The sequence below is a fragment of the Paenarthrobacter histidinolovorans genome (assembly GCF_014647595.1).
Classification (GTDB): Bacteria; Actinomycetota; Actinomycetes; order Actinomycetales; family Micrococcaceae; genus Arthrobacter; species Arthrobacter histidinolovorans.
Genome location: NZ_BMPM01000009.1, coordinates 159,151 through 176,712, shown reverse-complemented (window position 1 = coordinate 176,712; position 17,562 = coordinate 159,151). Strand labels below are relative to the sequence as shown.

The following is a 17,562-nucleotide window of genomic DNA, read 5'->3' as shown; positions in this document are numbered from 1 at the left end:
GGCGTCTATTCGTGGGAGCGCGCGCGATCGAGGCTGGTTGGATGACGAGGAATTCCCAGCACCTGCTTCCGGAAGGCATGGATCTATGGCGAACCAATGAACTCCACCAAGCTGGCTTGAACGACAGGAAGATTGCTTCCCTGGTGCGCAGCGGGGAATTAGTGAGGCTTCGCAGGGGGTGCTACCTAAGGGGCAGTACCTGGGCAGCCCAGAAACCTTCTGTACGGAGCCTGCAGCTGATTGCCGCACACGCCCATGGGACGCTGACGACGTCGGCACGCGGCTTCGTCTACAGCCACACCTCCGCGGCACGACTCCATGGGCTGTTCCTGTTGGATGTGGACGGCCAGGTGCATATCACCACCCCCACCACCGCATCGCGCTCTTCGCACGGGATGGATGTTGCTCCACACACCCGGACACTGGAACCCGGCGATATCCGGACCGTCAGGGGCATGGCGTGCACCTCCTTGGAACGAACAGTCGTGGACAGCTGCCTCATCCTGAATGACCGCCAATCCCTGGTCCTCATGGATCATGCCCTGCGCTTGGGCGCTGACAGGGCGCAAATGCAGCGGATGTGCGACCAACTAAGGGGACGAAACGGCGTGGCGGCGCTTCGCAAGGCGTTGGTGAACGCTGATGCCAGATCGGAATCACCAGGCGAAACCCTGACCCGCGAGTTGCTCCAACGCCTCCGAATCGAAATGCCGGATCTGCAGGTCGAGGTTTTGTCAGCGGAAGGTAAGCACAGGCTGGACCTGGCTTGGCGGGAAAAGAAGGTGGCGCTCGAGTTCGATGGGAAGGCCAAGTGCTTCGATTACGCACCCACCGCGGAGGTGCTCTACCAGGAACGGCAGCGGGAGAAGGCCTTGACCGAACTCGGGTGGACGTTCATCCGCATCCGCTGGCGGGACTTGTACCGGGAACAGGAGTTCAAAATGAGGGTGTTGCGTGCATTAGGCCGATGACGCGGATGCCCATTTCGGGGGTCCGCTGCGATTTCGATGCTGCGCATGGCACGGTCCGCAGCGCAGCATCGAATCGGCGAAAGAATGAGACGGCCCGGGCGCAACAAAGCGGGCGACACCTCCCCAGATGCCGCCCGCTTCGGCTCTGTTGCGCAGAGTCCTACCCGCCGATTCCCGCAGCGGCTGGGTTCCCTGTCCGAGCTACGAGGAGAGGGTGCCGCTGAGGAAGATCAGGGGCGCTGCCGGCCGAACACCGGAAGCGCACGCAGCCAACGGGAGAACCCGCCGGCTTTGCGATCACAGTCGGCCGGAATGTAGAAGTCCGGATCTGTCGAACCAAAGGGCAGGTACAGTTCCTGACCCGGTGCCGGGAATTCCACGACGCTGTTCGTATCCTTCGAGTCCATCTGTTCCTCCTCTTTCTTGCCTACAGTTTCCGCTCTTCGGAAAACTTTTATTGTTATGTGGAAAGTGTAGGCAGGCGGGAAACGAGCCGTCAAGACCCTTCTGCGGCGACATGAAGTTGCCCCGGTCACATTCGGGTTGTTCATAACGATCCTCGAAAACCCATATACACAACTCGAAATCATGCGCTACTCTCGAATGAGTTCGTGGCGTAGGTCACGTAACCTGAGAGCAGCAGGCAGGGTCGTAATGAGCTGGCATCCATGGATGCCGGCTCTTTTTTGTTGGGTCGGCGCCACCAGAAACGCAGTGGAAACACGCGCTTAATTTCATTGATGGAACGTAGGTTCCACCTCACAGAAGTTGGGATATGACCATGAGCAACAACATCGTCCTCGGCGAAAACCAGTACGGCAAAGCAGAAGTCCGCGTCGTCAAGGTCACTCGGGATACTGATCGCCACCACATCGAAGACCTGAACGTCACCTCGCAGCTGCGCGGAGATTTCCAGGCAGCACACCTTGAAGGCGACAACGGCCACGTGGTTGCCACCGACACCCAGAAGAACACCGTCTACGCGTTCGCCCGTGAAGGCATCGGCTCGCCCGAATCCTTCCTCCTGCGCCTCGCGGACCACTTCACCGGTGGATTCGACTGGGTCACAGGCGGCCGTTGGGAAGCGGAGGCCTACAGCTGGGATCGCATCCAGGCACATGGCGAAGGACACGACCACAGCTTCGTCCGCAACGGGCAAGAGGTGCGTACCGCCGTCGTGGTCCGTGACGGCGCAACCACCCACGTGATTTCCGGCCTCAAGGACCTGACCGTCCTCAAGACCACGCAGTCCGGCTTTGTCGGCTACCCGCGCGACAAGTACACCACCCTGCCGGAGACCACCGACCGCATCCTCGCCACCGACGTTTCCGCCCGCTGGCGCTACAACACCAACCTGGACGTCGCCGGCACCGACTTCAACAAGAGCTACGACGACATCAAGGCGCTCCTGCTGGAAGGCTTCACCGAAAACTACTCCCACGCACTGCAGCAGACGCTGTTCGACATGGGCAAGAAGGTTCTGGAAGCCCACAGCGAAGTGGCCGAGATCAAGTTCTCCATGCCCAACAAGCACCACTTCCTGGTTGACCTGAGCCCGTTCGGCCTGGACAACCCCAACGAGGTCTTCTTCGCCGCGGATCGCCCGTACGGCCTCATCGAAGCAACTGTCCAGCGCGAGAACATCGACGCTGCACCTGTTGCCTGGAGCGGCATCGCCGGCTTCTGCTAAGCAGCAACACCCCAAGGGATCTGTGTGCAGGTCCGGCCCCCAGCCGCCCCGCAGCGGGCCTGGCCTGCACACAAACCCGACCCCAAAAACCCCACAACTCCAAAGATTTTGTTAGCCAGACACAGTTAGCCAGACGAAGACGTCTGCCATGAACCCAGGAAGTCTGCCATGAACATCAAGAAAAAATCCCGCCCCGCGAATACCACCGCTTCCCAGAAGCAACAGTCGCACCGTCCGGAACGGCCCGAGGACAAGCGTCTTTCTCTTGGAAGCACTTTCGCCTACGGCTTCCAGCACGTCCTCACCATGTACGGCGGAATCATTGCCCCGCCGCTGATCATCGGTGCAGCCGCCGGCATGTCCTCGCAGGACATCGGCCTTCTTATTGCCGCCTGTTTGTTCGTTGGTGGCCTGGCCACCATCCTCCAGACGGTAGGCATCCCGTGGTTCGGCTCGCAGTTGCCGCTGGTCCAGGGCGTTTCCTTCGCAGGCGTTTCCACCATGGTGGCAATCGTCCAAGGCGGTGGCGGGATCCAGGCAGTCTTCGGTTCGGTGATCGTGGCATCACTGATTGGCCTGGCGATCACTCCCCTGTTCTCCAAGATCATCAAATTCTTCCCGCCGGTGGTCACAGGCACCGTCATCACCACCATTGGCCTGACACTGATGCCGGTTGCCGCGAACTGGGCAATGGGCGGCAACGCCAAGGCCGACAACTACGGCAGCGTGTCCAACATCGGGCTCGCCGCAGCCACCATGGGCATCGTCCTGCTCCTGAGCAAGGTGGGCAACGCCGCCATTTCACGGCTCTCGATCCTGCTGGCCATGGTGATCGGCACCATCATCGCGCTCATTGCAGGCATGGCTGACTTCTCCAAGGTGGGCCAGGGCGACATCGTGGCATTCCCCACGCCGTTCGCGTTCGGTGCTCCGACCTTTGAAATTGCCGCCATCATCTCCATGCTCATCGTCATCCTGGTGACCCTCACCGAGACCTCGGCGGACATCATCGCAGTGGGCGAAATCGTGGACACCAAGGTTGACTCCCGCCGCATCGGTGACGGCCTCCGCGCCGACATGCTCTCCAGCGCCATCTCCCCGCTGTTCAACTCCTTCACCCAGAGCGCCTTCGCCCAAAATGTTGGCCTGGTAGCCATCACGGGTATCAAGAGCCGCTTCGTGGTCAGCGCCGGCGGGCTCATCCTGGTGATCCTCGGTCTCCTGCCGATCCTGGGCCGGGTTGTCGCAGCGGTTCCGACGCCCGTCCTGGGCGGTGCCGGCGTCGTGCTGTTCGGTACGGTGGCAGCCAGTGGTATCCGCACCCTGGCCAAGGTTGAGTACAAGAACAACATGAACCTGATCATCGTGGCCGCTTCCATCGGCTTCGGCATGATCCCGATCGCCGCCCCGAAGTTCTACGACCAGTTCCCGTCTTGGTTCTCCACGATCTTCCACTCCGGCATCAGCTCCGCCGCGGTCATGGCGATCATCCTGAACATCCTCTTCAACCACTTCAAGGCCGGCAATTCGGACAACCAGTCGGTATTCGTCGCCGGTACGGACCGGATCGTCAGCGAAGAGGACATCAAGTGCCTCAGCGAAGGCGACCGCTTCGAAAACGGCAAGCTGATCGATGCGGATGGCAACGAAGTTCCGCTCAAGACATCCAGCGCGTCAGAGCACTAGCTCCGGTCCGCAGATGACAAAAGGCGGCAGTGTTTCCTTGGGGGACACTGCCGCCTTCTTGTTTCCCCGCGCAGATGACAAGAGCGCCCAGATGACAAAAGATGGCAATGTTCTCGAGGAACATTGCCATCAAATGCCGACTCGGCGGGGTTGGGAAAGCTAGTTCTGGTTCAGCTCTGCGGAGATCGCCATTGCCGCTTCACGCAGCATGGGCACTGCACGGTCCGCGAAGCTCTGGTCCACACGGGTGATGGGGCCGGAGACCGAGATCGCCGTGGGCGTGGGAGCGTTGGGCACGGCCATGGCGAAGCAGCGCACGCCGAGCTCCTGCTCTTCCTCGTCAATGGAGTAGCCACGTTCGCGGATGAGCTTGAGGTCTGCGAGCAGGGAGTCGATGTCCCCGATGCTCTTGGCCGTGGGAGTGGGCATGCCGGTGCGCGCCACGATGCCGCGGACAACCTCGTCGTCCAGCTGGGCGAGGATGGCTTTGCCCACGCCGGTATCGTGCGTGTGGGCGCGGCGGCCTACCTCGGTGAACATGCGCATGGAGTGCATGGACGGGACCTGGGCCACGTAAATGACCATGTCCGAGTCCAACACGGCCATGTTGGAGGTCTCCCCGAGACGTTCCACCAGGGTCTTCAGCTGCGGACGCGCCACGGCGCCAAGCTGCTTGCTGGCGCCTTCACCGAGCCGGATCAGGCGGGGACCCAGGGCGTAGCGGCGGTTGGGCAGCTGCCGGATGTAGCCCAGCGACACCAGCGTGCGCAGCAGCCGGTGGATGGTGGGCAGCGGCAGGTCAGTGGACGACGAGAGCTCGCTCAGGGTGACATCGCCACCCGCGTCCGTGATCAGTTCCAACAGTTCAAAGACGCGCTCAACGGACTGCACGCCTCCGGAGGCTTTTTCAGCCATTCCCTTGTCTCCAATGACTCAGATTCCGACAACTCTTATCCGCATCGTGAAAAGAATTGCTTAGAACACCCAAGATACAGCACGAGGGGCACCTCTGCGATGACACCGAACATGACCCAACAAGGGCTTGTGTTTCCACTTTGTAGATAATAATATCCATAATACGAAAACATTCAGTTTGGAACGGCGGCCCGGGAACGGGCCTTACAGGAGGAATTTCAATGGCGAATCCGAGCCCCGGAAACTCGATCACCCTGCGCGTCGCCGCACCGTCGAGCTTCACCGCTACCAGTGAACTGGCAGCAGCCGTCGGCGCAGCCGGTGCAGCAATCACCGCGCTGGACGTCACGGAATCCCACCACGAGACGATCGTTGTCGACGTCACCTGCAACACCACCGACGACGACCACGCAGCCCGCGTCAAGGACGCCCTCAACGCGCTCGACGGCGTCACCGTCCAGCACGTCTCGGACCGCACCTTCCTCATGCACCTGGGCGGCAAGCTCGAGGTCGTCCCCAAAGTAGCCCTGCGCAACCGTGACGACCTGTCGCGCGCCTACACTCCCGGCGTCGCCCGCGTTTGCATGGCGATCGCAGAAGACCCCGCCGCTGCCCGCAACCTGACGGTCAAGCGCAACACCATCGCGGTCCTCACTGACGGCTCGGCCGTCCTGGGCCTGGGCAACATCGGCCCCGCCGCCGCCCTTCCCGTAATGGAAGGCAAGGCCGCGCTCTTCAAGCAGTTCGCCAACGTGGACGCCTGGCCGGTCTGCCTGGACACGCAGGACACCGAGGAGATCATCATGATCGCCAAAGCCATGGCTCCTGTTTACGGTGGCATCAACCTCGAAGACATCGCCGCGCCGCGCTGCTTCGAAATCGAGAACCGCCTCCGCGAAGAACTCGACATCCCGGTCTTCCACGATGACCAGCACGGCACTGCGATCGTCACGCTCGCTGCCTTGGTCAACGCCCTCCGCGTTGTGGACAAGAAGCTCTCCGAAGTGAAGATCGTGGTCTCGGGCGTCGGCGCTGCCGGTTCCGCCATCATCCAGCTCCTCAAAGCCCAGGGCGCGCAGCACATCATTGCCGCCGGCCGCTCAGGCGCCATCCACTCGGGTGAGAAGTACGACGACGAACACCGCAGCTGGATTGCCGCGAACACCAACGAAGAGGGTTTCTCCGGCACCCTGCACGACGCCCTCAAGGGAGCGGACGTCTTCATCGGCGTCTCCGCCCCGCACGTGATCGGCGAAGAACAGGTTGCCTCCATGGCCGAAGACGCGATCGTGTTCGCCATGGCCAACCCGACGCCGGAAATCGATCCTGTGGTTGCCTCCAAGCACGCAGCCGTGGTCGCCACCGGTCGCAGCGACTTCCCGAACCAGATCAACAACGTGCTGGCCTTCCCCGGCTTCTTCCGGGGCCTGTTGGATGCCGGAGCATCGGACATCACGCCGGACATGCTGGTAGCCGCAGCCGAGGCAATCGCCAACCGGGTAGCTGACGACGAGCTGAACGCGAGTTACATTATCCCCAGCGTCTTCGATCCCCATGTTGCCGCCGATGTAGCGACCGCCGTAGCCAACGCTGCGCACGCCAACGCCGCCAGCGCACTCTAGAAAAGGAATCCGCTCACATGGCTATCACAGTCACCGATCCCCGGCCGATCGATCGCGCCGAGGAAATCCTCACCCCCAAGGCACTGGCCTTCATCGAAGAACTGCACCAGCGTTTCGCCGGTACCCGCAATGAACTCCTGGAGGCCCGCAAGGTCAAGCGCCAGAAGGTTGCGGACACCAGCCGCCTGGACTTCCTCCCGGAGACACAGGAAATCCGCGACGGCGACTGGAAGGTCGCCGAGGCACCGGCAGCCTTGCAGGACCGCCGCGTTGAGATGACCGGCCCGGCAACCCCGGCCAAGATGGCCATCAACGCCCTCAACTCCGGCGCCAAAGTATGGCTTGCGGACCTCGAAGACGCCAGCACGCCCACATGGCCCAACGTCATCGACGCCATCCTGAACCTCCGCGACGCCGCCCAGGGAACCCTGAGCTATACCTCCCCCGAAGGCAAGGAATACCGCCTCCGCACGGACGCTCCCCTGGCTGTTGTTGTGGCCCGTCCCCGCGGCTGGCACATGGAAGAGAGCCACCTGCTGATCGACGGCGAACCCGCCGTGGGCGCGTTGGTGGACTTCGGCCTGCACTTCTTCCACATCGCCAAGCAGCTTCTCCTCAACGGCCATGGCCCGTACTACTACCTGCCCAAGATGGAGAGCCATCTGGAGGCCCGCCTCTGGAACGACGTCTTCGTCTTCGCGCAGGACTTCCTGGGCATTCCGCAGGGCAGCGTCCGCGCCACTGTGCTCATCGAGACCATCCCGGCGGCGTTCGAGATGGACGAGATCCTCTACGAACTGCGTGACCACGCCTCGGGCCTGAACGCCGGCCGCTGGGATTACCTCTTCAGCATCATCAAGTACTTCCGTGATGCCGGCGAAGAGTTCGTCCTCCCGGACCGCGCCACCGTTGCCATGACGGCACCGTTCATGCGCGCCTACACCGAACTCCTGGTCAAGACCTGCCACAAGCGCGGCGCCTTCGCCATGGGTGGCATGGCCGCCGTCATCCCCAACCGCAAGCAGCCCGACGTCACCGCCGCCGCCTTCGACAAGGTCCGCGCCGACAAGACCCGCGAAGCAAATGATGGCTTCGACGGCTCCTGGGTGGCCCACCCGGACCTCGTGTCCACCTGCCGCGAAGTCTTCGACTCCGTACTGGGCGACCGTCCCAACCAGCTGGACAAGCAGCGTCCCGAGGTGAACGTCACCGCTGAGCAGCTCATCGACGTCGCGTCCGCCGGCGGAACCGTCACGGAGGCAGGCCTGCGCCTGAACCTGTACGTCGCCGTCGCCTACACCGGCGTCTGGATCTCCGGCAGCGGCGCCGTTGCCATCCACAACCTCATGGAAGATGCCGCCACGGCGGAGATCTCCCGTTCGCAGGTGTGGCAGCAGATCCGCAACAAGTCCGTCCTCGCGGACACGGGCAACACCGTGACCCGCGAACTGGTCACCCGTATCCTGGGCGAAGAAACCGAGCGCCTGCGCATCGAGTTCGGCGATGAGAACTTCACCAAGTACTACGAGCCGGCGTCCAAGCTGATCGAGGACATTTGTCTCTCCGACGATTACACGGACTTCCTCACCACTCCTGCCTACGAGCTGGTGGGCTGAGATGGGCTCATTCTCCGCATCCGATCTGGCCCACATCGAGTCCCAGCTGTCCGCTACCGATGAGCTGCTGGACCGCAACTACCCCGGCGACGACGGCTCACGCCAGCCGATCCACACCGTCTACATCCCGGCCGACCGCTTCACGCCGGCTCTCGCAGCTGAGTGGGGCACGCAGGCACTCGCGACGGCGGAGGCCCACGGCGGCCTGGAGAAGCTCGGCCGGCTGCTGGGCCAGGAATCCCACTTGGCCGCCGCTGTGGCTGAGCGTGTGGCAGCCAAGCTGTCCACTGAGCCCATCGAAGACCTCCGTTTGGACTTCGAGGACGGCTACGGCGACCGCGGCGACGAGGCAGAAGACGCCGACGCCGTTGCTGCCGCCAAGGCTGTTGCCACTGCCGTCGCGGCCGGAACAGCTCCGCCGTTCATCGGCATCCGCTTCAAGTGCTTCGAAGCGCCCACCCGGGCCCGCGGCCTGAAGACGCTGGACCTGTTCGTCTCCACCTTGGCTGAGGCCGGCGAGCTCCCCGCTGGCCTGATCCTCACCCTGCCCAAGGTCACCACGGTGGCACAGGTGCAGGCCATGGACTTCGCGGTGTCCCGCCTTGAGGAAGTCCACGGGCTCCCCGCTGGCCGGCTTCGCTTTGAGGTGCAGGTGGAAACACCGCAGCTCATCATCGGCGCGGACGGAACCTCGCCGGTAGCCCAGCTCCCCCACGTTGTTCCGGGCCGCATCAGCGCCCTGCACTACGGGACCTACGACTACAGCGCTTCCCTGGGAATCTCCGCGGAATACCAGTCCATGGAGCACCCGGTGGCCGACTTCGCCAAGGAAGTCATGCAGCTCGCTGTTGCCGGCACCGGCATCCGCCTCTCCGACGGGTCCACCAACATCATCCCCGTGGGCGATGGCGTGGAAGACGCGTGGAAGCTTCACGGCCGGCTGGTCCGACGCTCCCTGGAGAACGGCTACTACCAGGGCTGGGATCTCCACGCCGCCCAACTCCCCAGCCGCTTCTCGGCGTCGTATGCCTTCTACCGCGAAGGCCTGCCCGCCGCGGCACTGCGCCTGCGCAACTATGTGGAGCGCACCGAAGGCGGCGTCATGGATGAACCCGCCACGGCCCGCGCCCTGGCAGGCTTCGTCCTCCGCGGCGTCCAGTGCGGCGCAGTGGGAACCGACGAGGTCAAGGCGCTTGCCGGCGTCGAACTTTCACAGCTGACCGCGCTGGCGCACCCGCGGCTCGCACAACCGACTTCCCACTGATAGGAGCAACTCGCATGGGCAAGTACTACTACCCGCAGGGCGGCCTGCCGCCGCAGACCCACCTCACCACGGAACGGGCCATCGTCACCGAGGCCTACACGGTGATCCCCAAGGGCGTCATGACGGACATCGTCACCAGCAACCTGCCGGGCTTCTCCAACACGCGCTCGTGGATCATCGCGCGGCCGATCTCCGGTTTCGCCACCACGTTCTCCCAGCTGATCGTCGAGATCGCACCGGGCGGCGGGGCTCCCAAGGCAGAGTTCGAGTCCGGTGTTGAAGGCGTCATCTTCGTGACCAAGGGCCAGGTCAACCTGACCCTCGACGGGGAACTCCACCACCTCGAAGAAGGCGGCTACGCCTACCTCGCCGCAGGTGCAGAGTGGGGCCTGGAGAACGTCTCCGACGACATCGTCTCCTTCCACTGGATCCGCAAGGCCTATGAGCGTCTTGAAGGCTTCGAGGCCAAGTCCTTCGTCACCAACGAGAAGGACGTGGAGCCCACCTCCATGCCGGACACCGACGACGTCTGGAAGACCACCCGCTTCACGGACTCCAGCGACCTCGCCCACGACATGCAGGTCAACATCGTCACTTTCCAGCCCGGCGGCGTGATCCCTTTCCCGGAGACGCACGTCATGGAGCACGGCCTGTACGTCCTGGAAGGCAAGGCCATGTACTTGCTCAACAACGACTGGGTTGAGGTTGAGGCCGGCGACTTCATGTGGCTGCGCGCGTTCTGCCCGCAGGCTTGCTACGCCGGTGGCCCGGGCGAGTTCCGCTACCTGCTGTACAAGGACATGAACCGCCAGGTGAAGCTCACTTAGTCCTTGCCTGCCGCCGAGATCGCCGGAAAGCTGCCAGTTCGCTGGAGCTGTCCGGCGATTTCGCGTTTCAGCGGCGAACTCGCGTTTCTGCGGCGATCTCAGCGCCGGCGGCCCACCGCTAGCCCGGCCCAGAACGCGAGGACCAGCAGGCCAACCCCCGTTAGAGCCAAGCCCAGCTGAGTGCCCTGGCTGACAAAGGCCCCGCCGTTGCCCAGGAAGAGCGTGTCGCTCAACGGCGCGTAAGCAACGAAGCCGAAGTCCGTGCTCTGGTTGCTGAACGCCACGATCAGCCCCACGATCACCGCGATCAGCCCCAGCAAAGGCACGACGACGGCGGCCGGCTTCCGTGCAGGCTGCGGTGAGTTGTTTTCCCCAAGTATGTTGTTGTCCCCCATGCGCCCGAGTCTAACTTGCCTGCGCACCCAACTGAGTAGCAGCTCGCGTCGTTCCCAGCCCTGGGAACGACCTGATCTGCTACTTAGTTGGGTTCGTTGGGTGGGGGGCGCCGGCGATCCTGTACGACTCCTGCAGCAGTTCGTCGAGCTCGTCCACGTCGATGCCCTCCAGCCGGATCAGGAGCAGCTTCGGGGATTGCTCGTGATGCGGTGTCCAGAAATACGTGTCCGGTTCCATGGCTGCGAGCGCCTCGCGTTCATCGCTCTTGACCGTGACAACCCCGTCTTCCCAGATACGTGCCATAAGGGTTTTGGCGAACCAGGCCGGCTGCCCCCAGCTCAAGCGTTCACTCACACCCGGCAGGTCCAGGCAGATTCTCCTGACGTCCTCTTCGGTGGCCATGGTTCACTGTGGCATTGGCCCTCGTCCAAGGACAAGGCATGCTGTGAAGGCGCAGGCGTCGGGAGCTATTTGCCCATACCCAGGGTGAGTCCCTCGGTGAGGCGCCGGCCGAGCCAGACATAGATGATCAGCATCGGCAAGACCACGATCACCAGGCCTGCAAACAGTCCACCCCAGTCCGCGCCCGAGTATGTCTGCTGCTGCACGAACGAGATCAGGGCTACCGGCAACGTGTATTTCTCAGTGGACTGCAGCAGGGTCAGAGCCAGAAGGGTTTCATTCCAATGCGAGATGACCTGAAGGATGAAGGCAGTCAGGATGCCTCCCTTGGCCAGGGGCAGGGTGATGCGCCAGAACGTCCCGAAGGCAGTGGTCCCGTCCAGGGCTGCGGCTTCTTCCATCTCCAGGGGCAGGGAGCGGAAGAACGCGGTGAGCAGGAAGACCGTGAACGGCATGGACACCCCGATGTACACGAGGTTCAGTCCGATGATGCTGTCCGTGAGGTACACCTTGTTCAGCATCACGAACAGCGGAATCAGAATGACCTGCGCCGGGATACCCAGGCCCAGGATGAAGTACAGGCTCAGCCCGCGGGTCAGCCTGTTGTCCACCCGGCTCAGGTAGTAAGCGCACGGTGCGGCGATGGCGACGGTCAGGACCGAGGACACCACGGTGGTGAGCAGGCTGTTCCAGGTGGCCACCGCGAAATCGCCCACGGTCCAGGCCCGGACGAAGTTGCCGAAGTCCAAGGATGCCGGCACGCCCCAAGGATCATCAAGAATGGCCCGGGTATCCCGGAAGGCCTGCGCCACCATCCACACCAATGCCGCGATGCTGATCGCGACCACCAGCCACAGCAGCCCTACGCCGATGCCCCGGACCACGCCGCGTTCCCCCCGCAAAGCGGGACTGACGCCCCGGCGTCCCCTCCTGCGCGTAGTCAGGGGTGCCAGCAGTTTGTATTCGCTCATGACATTTCCTTTAGAACTCGACGGCGTCGCGACGCATGGCGCGACGCAGCAGGACAACCAGGACGGAGATCAGCGCCAGCGACAACACGGCGGAGGCCGTTGCGGCTCCATAGGCAGGCGTTGACTGTCCGGAGAAGGCGTTGACGTAGGTGTAGACGGCGGCCGTCCAGCTTTGGGTTGGCGGCACGCCGGCCCCTGAGCTGCCACCGAAGACCCAGACGATCTCGAAGATCTTCACCGACGAAATGGTCCACAGCACGGCGCAGGTACCGAAGACATCCCAGGTCAGCGGGAGAATCACATACCGCAGCCGCTGGAACGCCGTGGCCCCTGCCAGGGCACAGTCCTCGTAGTAGTACGGCGGAATACGGTCGACGCCGGCCATCAGGATGGTGGTGAAGTACCCGGTGGTGGTGCACACCAGGGTGACCATGATGAGCGGGAAGATGTTGTCCTGAGCCAGCCACTTGGGCGGGTCTGTCACCCCAAAGGGAGCCAGGAGGCTGTTCACCATGCCTCCCGGGTTGAAGATGAAGCCTGCCAGGACCCCGAACACGAGCGCGTTGATAAGGTGCGGGAAGAAGATGACGTTGCGCACCACCTTCTTCCCTGCCATGTCCCGGAGGACCAGCGTCATGGCAAAGGCGAGGACAAAGATTGCAGTACCCACCACGAACAGCAGCAGCAGGGTGTTGCCGAACGATGACAGGAACAGCGGGTCCCGGAAGATCCGGCCGTAGTTGTCCAGGCCCACGAATTTCATGGGTCCGGAGCCGGCCCATTTGTGGAGACTGATCCACACCGCACCAAGGGCTGGAACGATGAACAGGACCGTGTACAGGACGAACGCCGGACCCACGAACGGAAACAGAAGCTTCTTGCGCTGCACATCGATGGAACTTCCAGGCTGTCGGCCTTGAGCTGGTGCCTTCCTGGAGGCCGGTTTCCGGGACGCCGGATTCTGCGGTGACGCCTTACTGGCGCGAGGCTCTTTCAGACCCAGGGACATCAGCCGTTGTCCTTCCAGTACTGGATCTGGGCTTCCTTCATCTTGGCCACGAACTCTGCGGCCGTGGTCTTTCCAAGGAACAGTTCATCGTCCCTGGGGAAGAAGACCTTCTCGGTGTAGCCAGGAAACGTCACGCCGTCGTTCTGCAGGTGCGTGGCCGGTGCGGCGTCAATGGCGGCTTTGACGCTTGCGACGGCGGGATCCACCGGTGCGTCCTGCCTTACCGGCAGCACTTTGGCGTCAGTTCCGAGGGCGTTCTGGTACTTGGCATCCAGCAGGAACGCTGCAAGGCGCTGTGCAGGCACTTGGTTCTTGGATTTAGCTGGAACAGCGAATCCGATGAAGTCCACGCGGGCACTGGCAGGCTTGTCGCCGATGGCCGGGAACTGGAAGGAGGAGTATTCGAATCCCGGAGCGGCGTACGAACCGGTTTCGGTGGGTGTCCACGAGCCGTTGAGGATCAGGGCAGCGTCGCCGTTTGCCCAGAGCTGCTGTTGCGCGGGGAATTTGCTCGCGTTGTAGCCACTGTTCAGGTATCCGCCCTTGACCAGGGATTCGACTTTTTGGGCTGCTTCCAAAACTGCGGGGTCATCCCATCCTGCACCGGATTTGTCCTCGGCGAGGGCATTGAAACTGCCCGCGCCCTTGAGCCGAAGCAGTGCGGTGACAAACCAGGTGGAGTTGTAGCCGGCGATGTCACCATCCGCGGCAATGGGTGCTGCTCCGCTGGCCTTGAGCTTGTCCAGGACCTCCATGAATTCGTCCCAGGTGGCGGGCGGCTTCGCCTTGAGCTCCGGGTGCTTGGCGGCATCGAACCAGATGCCGTCGGAGCTGATGCTGTAGGGCACCATCCAGGGCTGTCCGTCTTCTCCCTTGAAGACGCCGTTGCTGGTGAACTTCTCCGGGATCACTGAGCTGACGGTCTTTCCGTCAAGCCCGTACGAGTAGACGGACGTCAGGGGGCTCGCCTGTCCTGTGTCGCCGATCACCGGAGCCAGTTTGGCGAGGGTTCCGTCCACGAGGTCCGGGACGTTGTTGGTATTCAGCGCCGGCACCAGCTTTTCAGTGTTGCTGCGTCCCTGCCACTGAACGCTGACTTTGGCGCCGGTTTCCTTTTCAAAATCCGAGATGGCGGTGGCAATGACCTTTTGTTGAGGCTCGCCGTCCTTCCACATGGACCAATAGTTGATGGTCTGGCCTGAAATGGACCCGGAAATATCCACGGCGTCGGCGGCCGGGGAGGCATCGGTGGCTCCGCCGCAGGCAGTGGTGGACAAGGCAAGTGCTGCACCCAACAGGGCGGCCAGTGGGCGAAGATGACGGGCCGTTTTGCCCATGGGAATCACCTTTCGAGTGAGGGGGAACCAGCCGGATGCGGTTCAGTGAGACGACTCTCACAGCCCCCGAAAGCAGGATTCAATGAGTATTTTGGAAAGTTTCCACAGCGGTATGGCAGCCCGGCTGCGGTGAGGGCCAATTAGGCATTTATTCCTCTTTTCGGACTGCCCAACAATCGAGGGGACTTGCGCGGTGCTCCCATCAAACGGGCCCGCGCTCCGGCTCCGAGCTAAAGAGGGAAATTGATACGACTTGGAATCATTGGCGCGGGCGCCGTGGCACACTTCCATGCAGCGTCCGCAGCGCGGATCAGCGGCGTAGAGTTGGCCGCCGTCTGCGATCTGCGGCCCGAAGCCGCCCAGAGGGTCGCATCGCCGTGGGGGGCTTCTGTCTTTGGGGACTACCTGGCCATGTTTCGTGAGGCCCGTTTGGATGCGGTCATCATCAATACCCCGCATGCCCTGCACCTGGAGATGGTGCTTGCCGCAGCCGAGCACGGATTGCACGTTCTGGTGGAAAAGCCCATGGCCACCACGGTTGCCGACTGCGATCGCATGATCCAGGCCTGCCGGGAGGCCGGGGTGTCCTTGGTGATCGGGCAGATCCAGCATTTCCTTCCGGAGAAGCTGGCAGCCGAGGAAGTGCTGGCCAGCGGCGAACTTGGGCGGGTACTCATGATCCGCGACTACAGGACCACTGATTACCGTCCGGGAACCCGTCCGGACTGGTTCTTCAGCGAGGCCATGGCCGGTGGAGGCGCGTTGATGAACATCGGCGGCCACTGCCTTGACCGGTCCATCTGGTTTGGTGGGGCGCCTGTTGAATCCCTGGGCGCCTCTACCCTCAAGCGCTTCGGCGTTCCCGTGGAAACTGATGGCGCCATCGCGCTGACGCTCAAGAATGGGGTCCATGTCAGCATCTCCGTGGTGTCCGATGCTGCACAACGGCTGGACGAGATCCTCATCGTGTGTGAGCACGGCACCCTGTCCTGCAGCCCGCACCAGGGAACCTTGGTGCGTCGCGACGGCGTATCACGCACCGTCCGGGAGCCGCGGCCCGAGGACATCCAGGAGGGTTTCTTCCTGCAACTGCAGGATTTCATCACAGTGCTCGACGGCGGCGCACCCAAGGTCAGTGTTGAGCACGCCCGCCACATCGTGGAGGTGGTCCTGGCGTCCTATGATGCGGACCGGACCGGCAGGTCCGTGCTGCTTGGCGAAAACGCCGAAGAGCTCAACGCGGGACTCGCTCTCACCGACGTCGGTTAGGAAGAGCCGCCGGCTGCGTCGGTGCCATCCCAGTTGGGTGGGGTGAATGCCCCCAGGGGATCATCGAGCACGGACGCAGCCTGGCCCGCGCCGGCCACTGGAAGCCAACTGCCGTCGAGCCCCGGGACGGCGTGCTGCTGGAACCATTCCTGAAGCTGGGAACGCAGGCCGGACACCCGCGCCGCGTGCGCTGGCCGATCCACGAGGTTGACGCGTTCATCAGGATCTGCCGCAAGATCGTAGAGTTCATGCGGACCGTGTGGATAGCGGTGCACGTACTTCCAGTCCGTGCTGCGGATCATCCGTACCGGGCCGTATTCGTCAAAGACCACGACGGCGCGGTCCCCGGCCGCCGGAGGCAGCCCGGCCAACAGACCGGCAAAGGATTGACCCGGCCCATCTTCGAAAGGCCGGGGGTCCACGCCTGCGAGCTCCAGGATGGTGGCCGCCAGGTCATAAGCGGATAACAGTTCCGTCAGCACCACCCCCTGCCGGATCCTGCCCCGGAGCGCGAAGATCGCCGGCACCTTGACGGAGGAGTCGTAGACGTTCTGCGGGAACGTCCCGTTGCCCTTTCCCCAAATGCCGTGGTGGCCACAATTGAAGCCGTTGTCACTGCTGAAAACCACCAGGGTGTTGTCCTGGATCCCGAGTTCTTCCAGTCGGCCAAGGACCGTCCCGATCCCTGCGTCCATGGCGCTGACCGCAGCGAAGTAGCCCACCAGCGCTGCCCGGACATCCGCCTCGCCGCCGATCGGCACACCGTCCAAGGTGGGAGTCCACGGGTGCATGGCTTCCTGCGGGCAACTGGAAAACGCACAGTCGCGGTATGCGTCCTCGAACTCGGGCGGGTGCTGCCCCTTCCACGGCTTGTGGGGAGCTGTGTAGTTGAGTGCCAGGAAGAAGGGTTCGGGTCCTTGCGAGGCTTCGGTGATGAAGTCCAGCGCATCGTTGGTGATCGCGTCTGTCAAATATTCGGTGACCGTTTCCCGGTGGCTGGTGCCGCCGTCGTACCTGTACATCACCGAGCTGTCATACGGGCTGCCGCCTCCCTCCAACGCGAACCAGTGGCTGAAGCCCTTCCGGGGAGCATCGTTGGCGCCCAGGTGCCATTTGCCGGACAGGCCCAGGCGATAGCCGGCCTCGGCGAGGTCATCCGTGAACAACCGTTGTCCGCTCAGGTAATCAATGGCTTGCGGTCCGGTTTCGACGCCGGCCAGGTAGTCGTGGACGCCGTGGCGCGAAGGAATGTTCCCGGTCATCAAGCTCGCCCGCGCCGGAGAGCAGACAGGCGAAGCGCAGAAGAAGTTCTCCAAGCGCGTCCCGCGGGCAGCCAGGGCATCCAGCTGCGGGGTCTGGATCTCAGGGTCTCCGGCGCACCCCAAGGCCCATGCGCCTTGGTCGTCGCTGAGGATGAAAAGGATATTTGGCTTCTTGTTCCACACCCTCCATTGCTACTGAGCCTCGAGGCGAGGAATCAATGAGCATTCCGGATTACATGAAAATACTCACCGACATTGAGCAATTACTACCTGAATACTCTCTAAAATCTGGTGCATGATAAGAGAAATTGCCTGCCAATCACGG

The 17,562-nt window shown here is 62.8% G+C and carries 16 protein-coding genes; 8 read left to right on the top strand and 8 right to left on the bottom strand.

Annotation, left to right across the window (positions count from 1 at the left end; all coding sequences use genetic code 11):
- Positions 1-41 precede the first annotated feature (41 nt).
- Positions 42-971 carry a type IV toxin-antitoxin system AbiEi family antitoxin domain-containing protein gene (locus IEY62_RS18685; protein WP_189020687.1) on the top strand — a complete coding sequence of 310 codons (930 nt, stop codon included), beginning with the start codon at positions 42-44 and terminating at the stop codon, positions 969-971.
- Positions 972-1,201: 230 nt separating this feature from the next.
- On the opposite strand, the gene IEY62_RS18680 is transcribed toward IEY62_RS18685, so the two are convergent.
- Positions 1,202-1,378 (bottom strand): hypothetical protein, encoded by a 177-nt coding sequence (locus tag IEY62_RS18680; RefSeq protein ID WP_189020685.1) that lies wholly within the window; start codon positions 1,376-1,378, stop codon positions 1,202-1,204.
- A gap of 368 nt (positions 1,379-1,746) precedes the next feature.
- Between IEY62_RS18680 and pucL the strand changes: the two genes are divergently transcribed.
- Positions 1,747-2,661 (top strand): factor-independent urate hydroxylase, encoded by a 915-nt coding sequence (gene pucL, locus IEY62_RS18675; protein ID WP_189020683.1) that lies wholly within the window; start codon positions 1,747-1,749, stop codon positions 2,659-2,661.
- A 168-nt stretch (positions 2,662-2,829) separates the two neighbouring features.
- Positions 2,830-4,347 (top strand): nucleobase:cation symporter-2 family protein, encoded by a 1,518-nt coding sequence (locus IEY62_RS18670; protein WP_189020681.1) that lies wholly within the window; start codon positions 2,830-2,832, stop codon positions 4,345-4,347.
- Positions 4,348-4,506: 159 nt separating this feature from the next.
- Here IEY62_RS18670 and IEY62_RS18665 read toward each other — a convergent pair whose 3' ends face one another.
- Entirely contained in the window at positions 4,507-5,262 is a 756-nt protein-coding gene (locus IEY62_RS18665; protein WP_011776026.1) for an IclR family transcriptional regulator, read from the bottom strand.
- Between the two features lie 221 nt (positions 5,263-5,483).
- Here IEY62_RS18665 and IEY62_RS18660 point away from each other — a divergent pair, with 221 nt between their 5' ends.
- The 4 genes from IEY62_RS18660 to IEY62_RS18645 are packed head-to-tail and all read left to right on the top strand — an operon-like array spanning position 5,484 to position 10,591.
- Positions 5,484-6,884, top strand: coding sequence for an NAD-dependent malic enzyme (locus IEY62_RS18660; protein ID WP_189020679.1), 1,401 nt, complete (start codon positions 5,484-5,486; stop codon positions 6,882-6,884).
- A 17-nt stretch (positions 6,885-6,901) separates the two neighbouring features.
- Positions 6,902-8,500: a malate synthase A gene (aceB, locus tag IEY62_RS18655; RefSeq protein ID WP_189020677.1), complete on the top strand. Its 1,599-nt coding sequence runs from the start codon at positions 6,902-6,904 to the stop codon at positions 8,498-8,500.
- 1 nt (position 8,501) lies between these two features.
- A complete protein-coding gene (locus IEY62_RS18650; protein WP_189020675.1) occupies positions 8,502-9,764 on the top strand; it encodes a DUF6986 family protein in 1,263 nt (420 codons plus the stop codon).
- A 14-nt stretch (positions 9,765-9,778) separates the two neighbouring features.
- Positions 9,779-10,591, top strand: coding sequence for a bifunctional allantoicase/(S)-ureidoglycine aminohydrolase (locus tag IEY62_RS18645; protein ID WP_026546909.1), 813 nt, complete (start codon positions 9,779-9,781; stop codon positions 10,589-10,591).
- Positions 10,592-10,689: 98 nt separating this feature from the next.
- Here IEY62_RS18645 and IEY62_RS18640 read toward each other — a convergent pair whose 3' ends face one another.
- The 5 genes from IEY62_RS18640 to IEY62_RS18620 all read right to left on the bottom strand — a co-directional run bounded on the left by IEY62_RS18640 (position 10,690) and on the right by IEY62_RS18620 (position 14,706).
- Positions 10,690-10,986, bottom strand: coding sequence for a hypothetical protein (locus IEY62_RS18640; protein ID WP_189020674.1), 297 nt, complete (start codon positions 10,984-10,986; stop codon positions 10,690-10,692).
- Positions 10,987-11,065: 79 nt separating this feature from the next.
- Positions 11,066-11,389 carry an MmcQ/YjbR family DNA-binding protein gene (locus IEY62_RS18635; protein ID WP_189020672.1) on the bottom strand — a complete coding sequence of 108 codons (324 nt, stop codon included), beginning with the start codon at positions 11,387-11,389 and terminating at the stop codon, positions 11,066-11,068.
- Positions 11,390-11,454: 65 nt separating this feature from the next.
- On the bottom strand, positions 11,455-12,360 hold the full coding sequence (locus IEY62_RS18630; protein WP_189020670.1) for a carbohydrate ABC transporter permease: 906 nt from the start codon (positions 12,358-12,360) through the stop codon (positions 11,455-11,457).
- 10 nt (positions 12,361-12,370) lie between these two features.
- Positions 12,371-13,249 carry a carbohydrate ABC transporter permease gene (locus tag IEY62_RS18625; RefSeq protein WP_229785442.1) on the bottom strand — a complete coding sequence of 293 codons (879 nt, stop codon included), beginning with the start codon at positions 13,247-13,249 and terminating at the stop codon, positions 12,371-12,373.
- 119 nt (positions 13,250-13,368) lie between these two features.
- On the bottom strand, positions 13,369-14,706 hold the full coding sequence (locus IEY62_RS18620; RefSeq protein WP_189020666.1) for a sugar ABC transporter substrate-binding protein: 1,338 nt from the start codon (positions 14,704-14,706) through the stop codon (positions 13,369-13,371).
- Between the two features lie 243 nt (positions 14,707-14,949).
- Between IEY62_RS18620 and IEY62_RS18615 the strand changes: the two genes are divergently transcribed.
- A complete protein-coding gene (locus tag IEY62_RS18615) occupies positions 14,950-15,975 on the top strand; it encodes a Gfo/Idh/MocA family protein (RefSeq protein ID WP_189020664.1) in 1,026 nt (341 codons plus the stop codon).
- On the opposite strand, the gene IEY62_RS18610 is transcribed toward IEY62_RS18615, so the two are convergent.
- The gene (locus tag IEY62_RS18610) at positions 15,972-17,420 is read right to left on the bottom strand and encodes a sulfatase-like hydrolase/transferase (protein ID WP_189020661.1); all 1,449 of its coding nucleotides are present in this window, start codon (positions 17,418-17,420) and stop codon (positions 15,972-15,974) included. The two genes, IEY62_RS18615 and IEY62_RS18610, sit on opposite strands and share 4 nt — an antisense overlap.
- Positions 17,421-17,562: the final 142 nt, after the last annotated feature.

Excerpts from the sequence above, each read along its gene's own strand:
- IEY62_RS18685 (WP_189020687.1), top strand. The coding sequence starts at position 42 with ATGACGAGGAATTCCCAGCACCTGCTTCCGGAAGGCATGGATCTATGG.
- IEY62_RS18680 (WP_189020685.1), bottom strand. The coding sequence starts at position 1,378 with ATGGACTCGAAGGATACGAACAGCGTCGTGGAATTCCCGGCACCGGGT.
- pucL (WP_189020683.1), top strand. The coding sequence starts at position 1,747 with ATGACCATGAGCAACAACATCGTCCTCGGCGAAAACCAGTACGGCAAA.
- IEY62_RS18670 (WP_189020681.1), top strand. The coding sequence starts at position 2,830 with ATGAACATCAAGAAAAAATCCCGCCCCGCGAATACCACCGCTTCCCAG.
- IEY62_RS18665 (WP_011776026.1), bottom strand. The coding sequence starts at position 5,262 with ATGGCTGAAAAAGCCTCCGGAGGCGTGCAGTCCGTTGAGCGCGTCTTT.
- IEY62_RS18660 (WP_189020679.1), top strand. The coding sequence starts at position 5,484 with ATGGCGAATCCGAGCCCCGGAAACTCGATCACCCTGCGCGTCGCCGCA.
- aceB (WP_189020677.1), top strand. The coding sequence starts at position 6,902 with ATGGCTATCACAGTCACCGATCCCCGGCCGATCGATCGCGCCGAGGAA.
- IEY62_RS18650 (WP_189020675.1), top strand. The coding sequence starts at position 8,502 with ATGGGCTCATTCTCCGCATCCGATCTGGCCCACATCGAGTCCCAGCTG.
- IEY62_RS18645 (WP_026546909.1), top strand. The coding sequence starts at position 9,779 with ATGGGCAAGTACTACTACCCGCAGGGCGGCCTGCCGCCGCAGACCCAC.
- IEY62_RS18640 (WP_189020674.1), bottom strand. The coding sequence starts at position 10,986 with ATGGGGGACAACAACATACTTGGGGAAAACAACTCACCGCAGCCTGCA.
- IEY62_RS18635 (WP_189020672.1), bottom strand. The coding sequence starts at position 11,389 with ATGGCCACCGAAGAGGACGTCAGGAGAATCTGCCTGGACCTGCCGGGT.
- IEY62_RS18630 (WP_189020670.1), bottom strand. The coding sequence starts at position 12,360 with ATGAGCGAATACAAACTGCTGGCACCCCTGACTACGCGCAGGAGGGGA.
- IEY62_RS18620 (WP_189020666.1), bottom strand. The coding sequence starts at position 14,706 with ATGGGCAAAACGGCCCGTCATCTTCGCCCACTGGCCGCCCTGTTGGGT.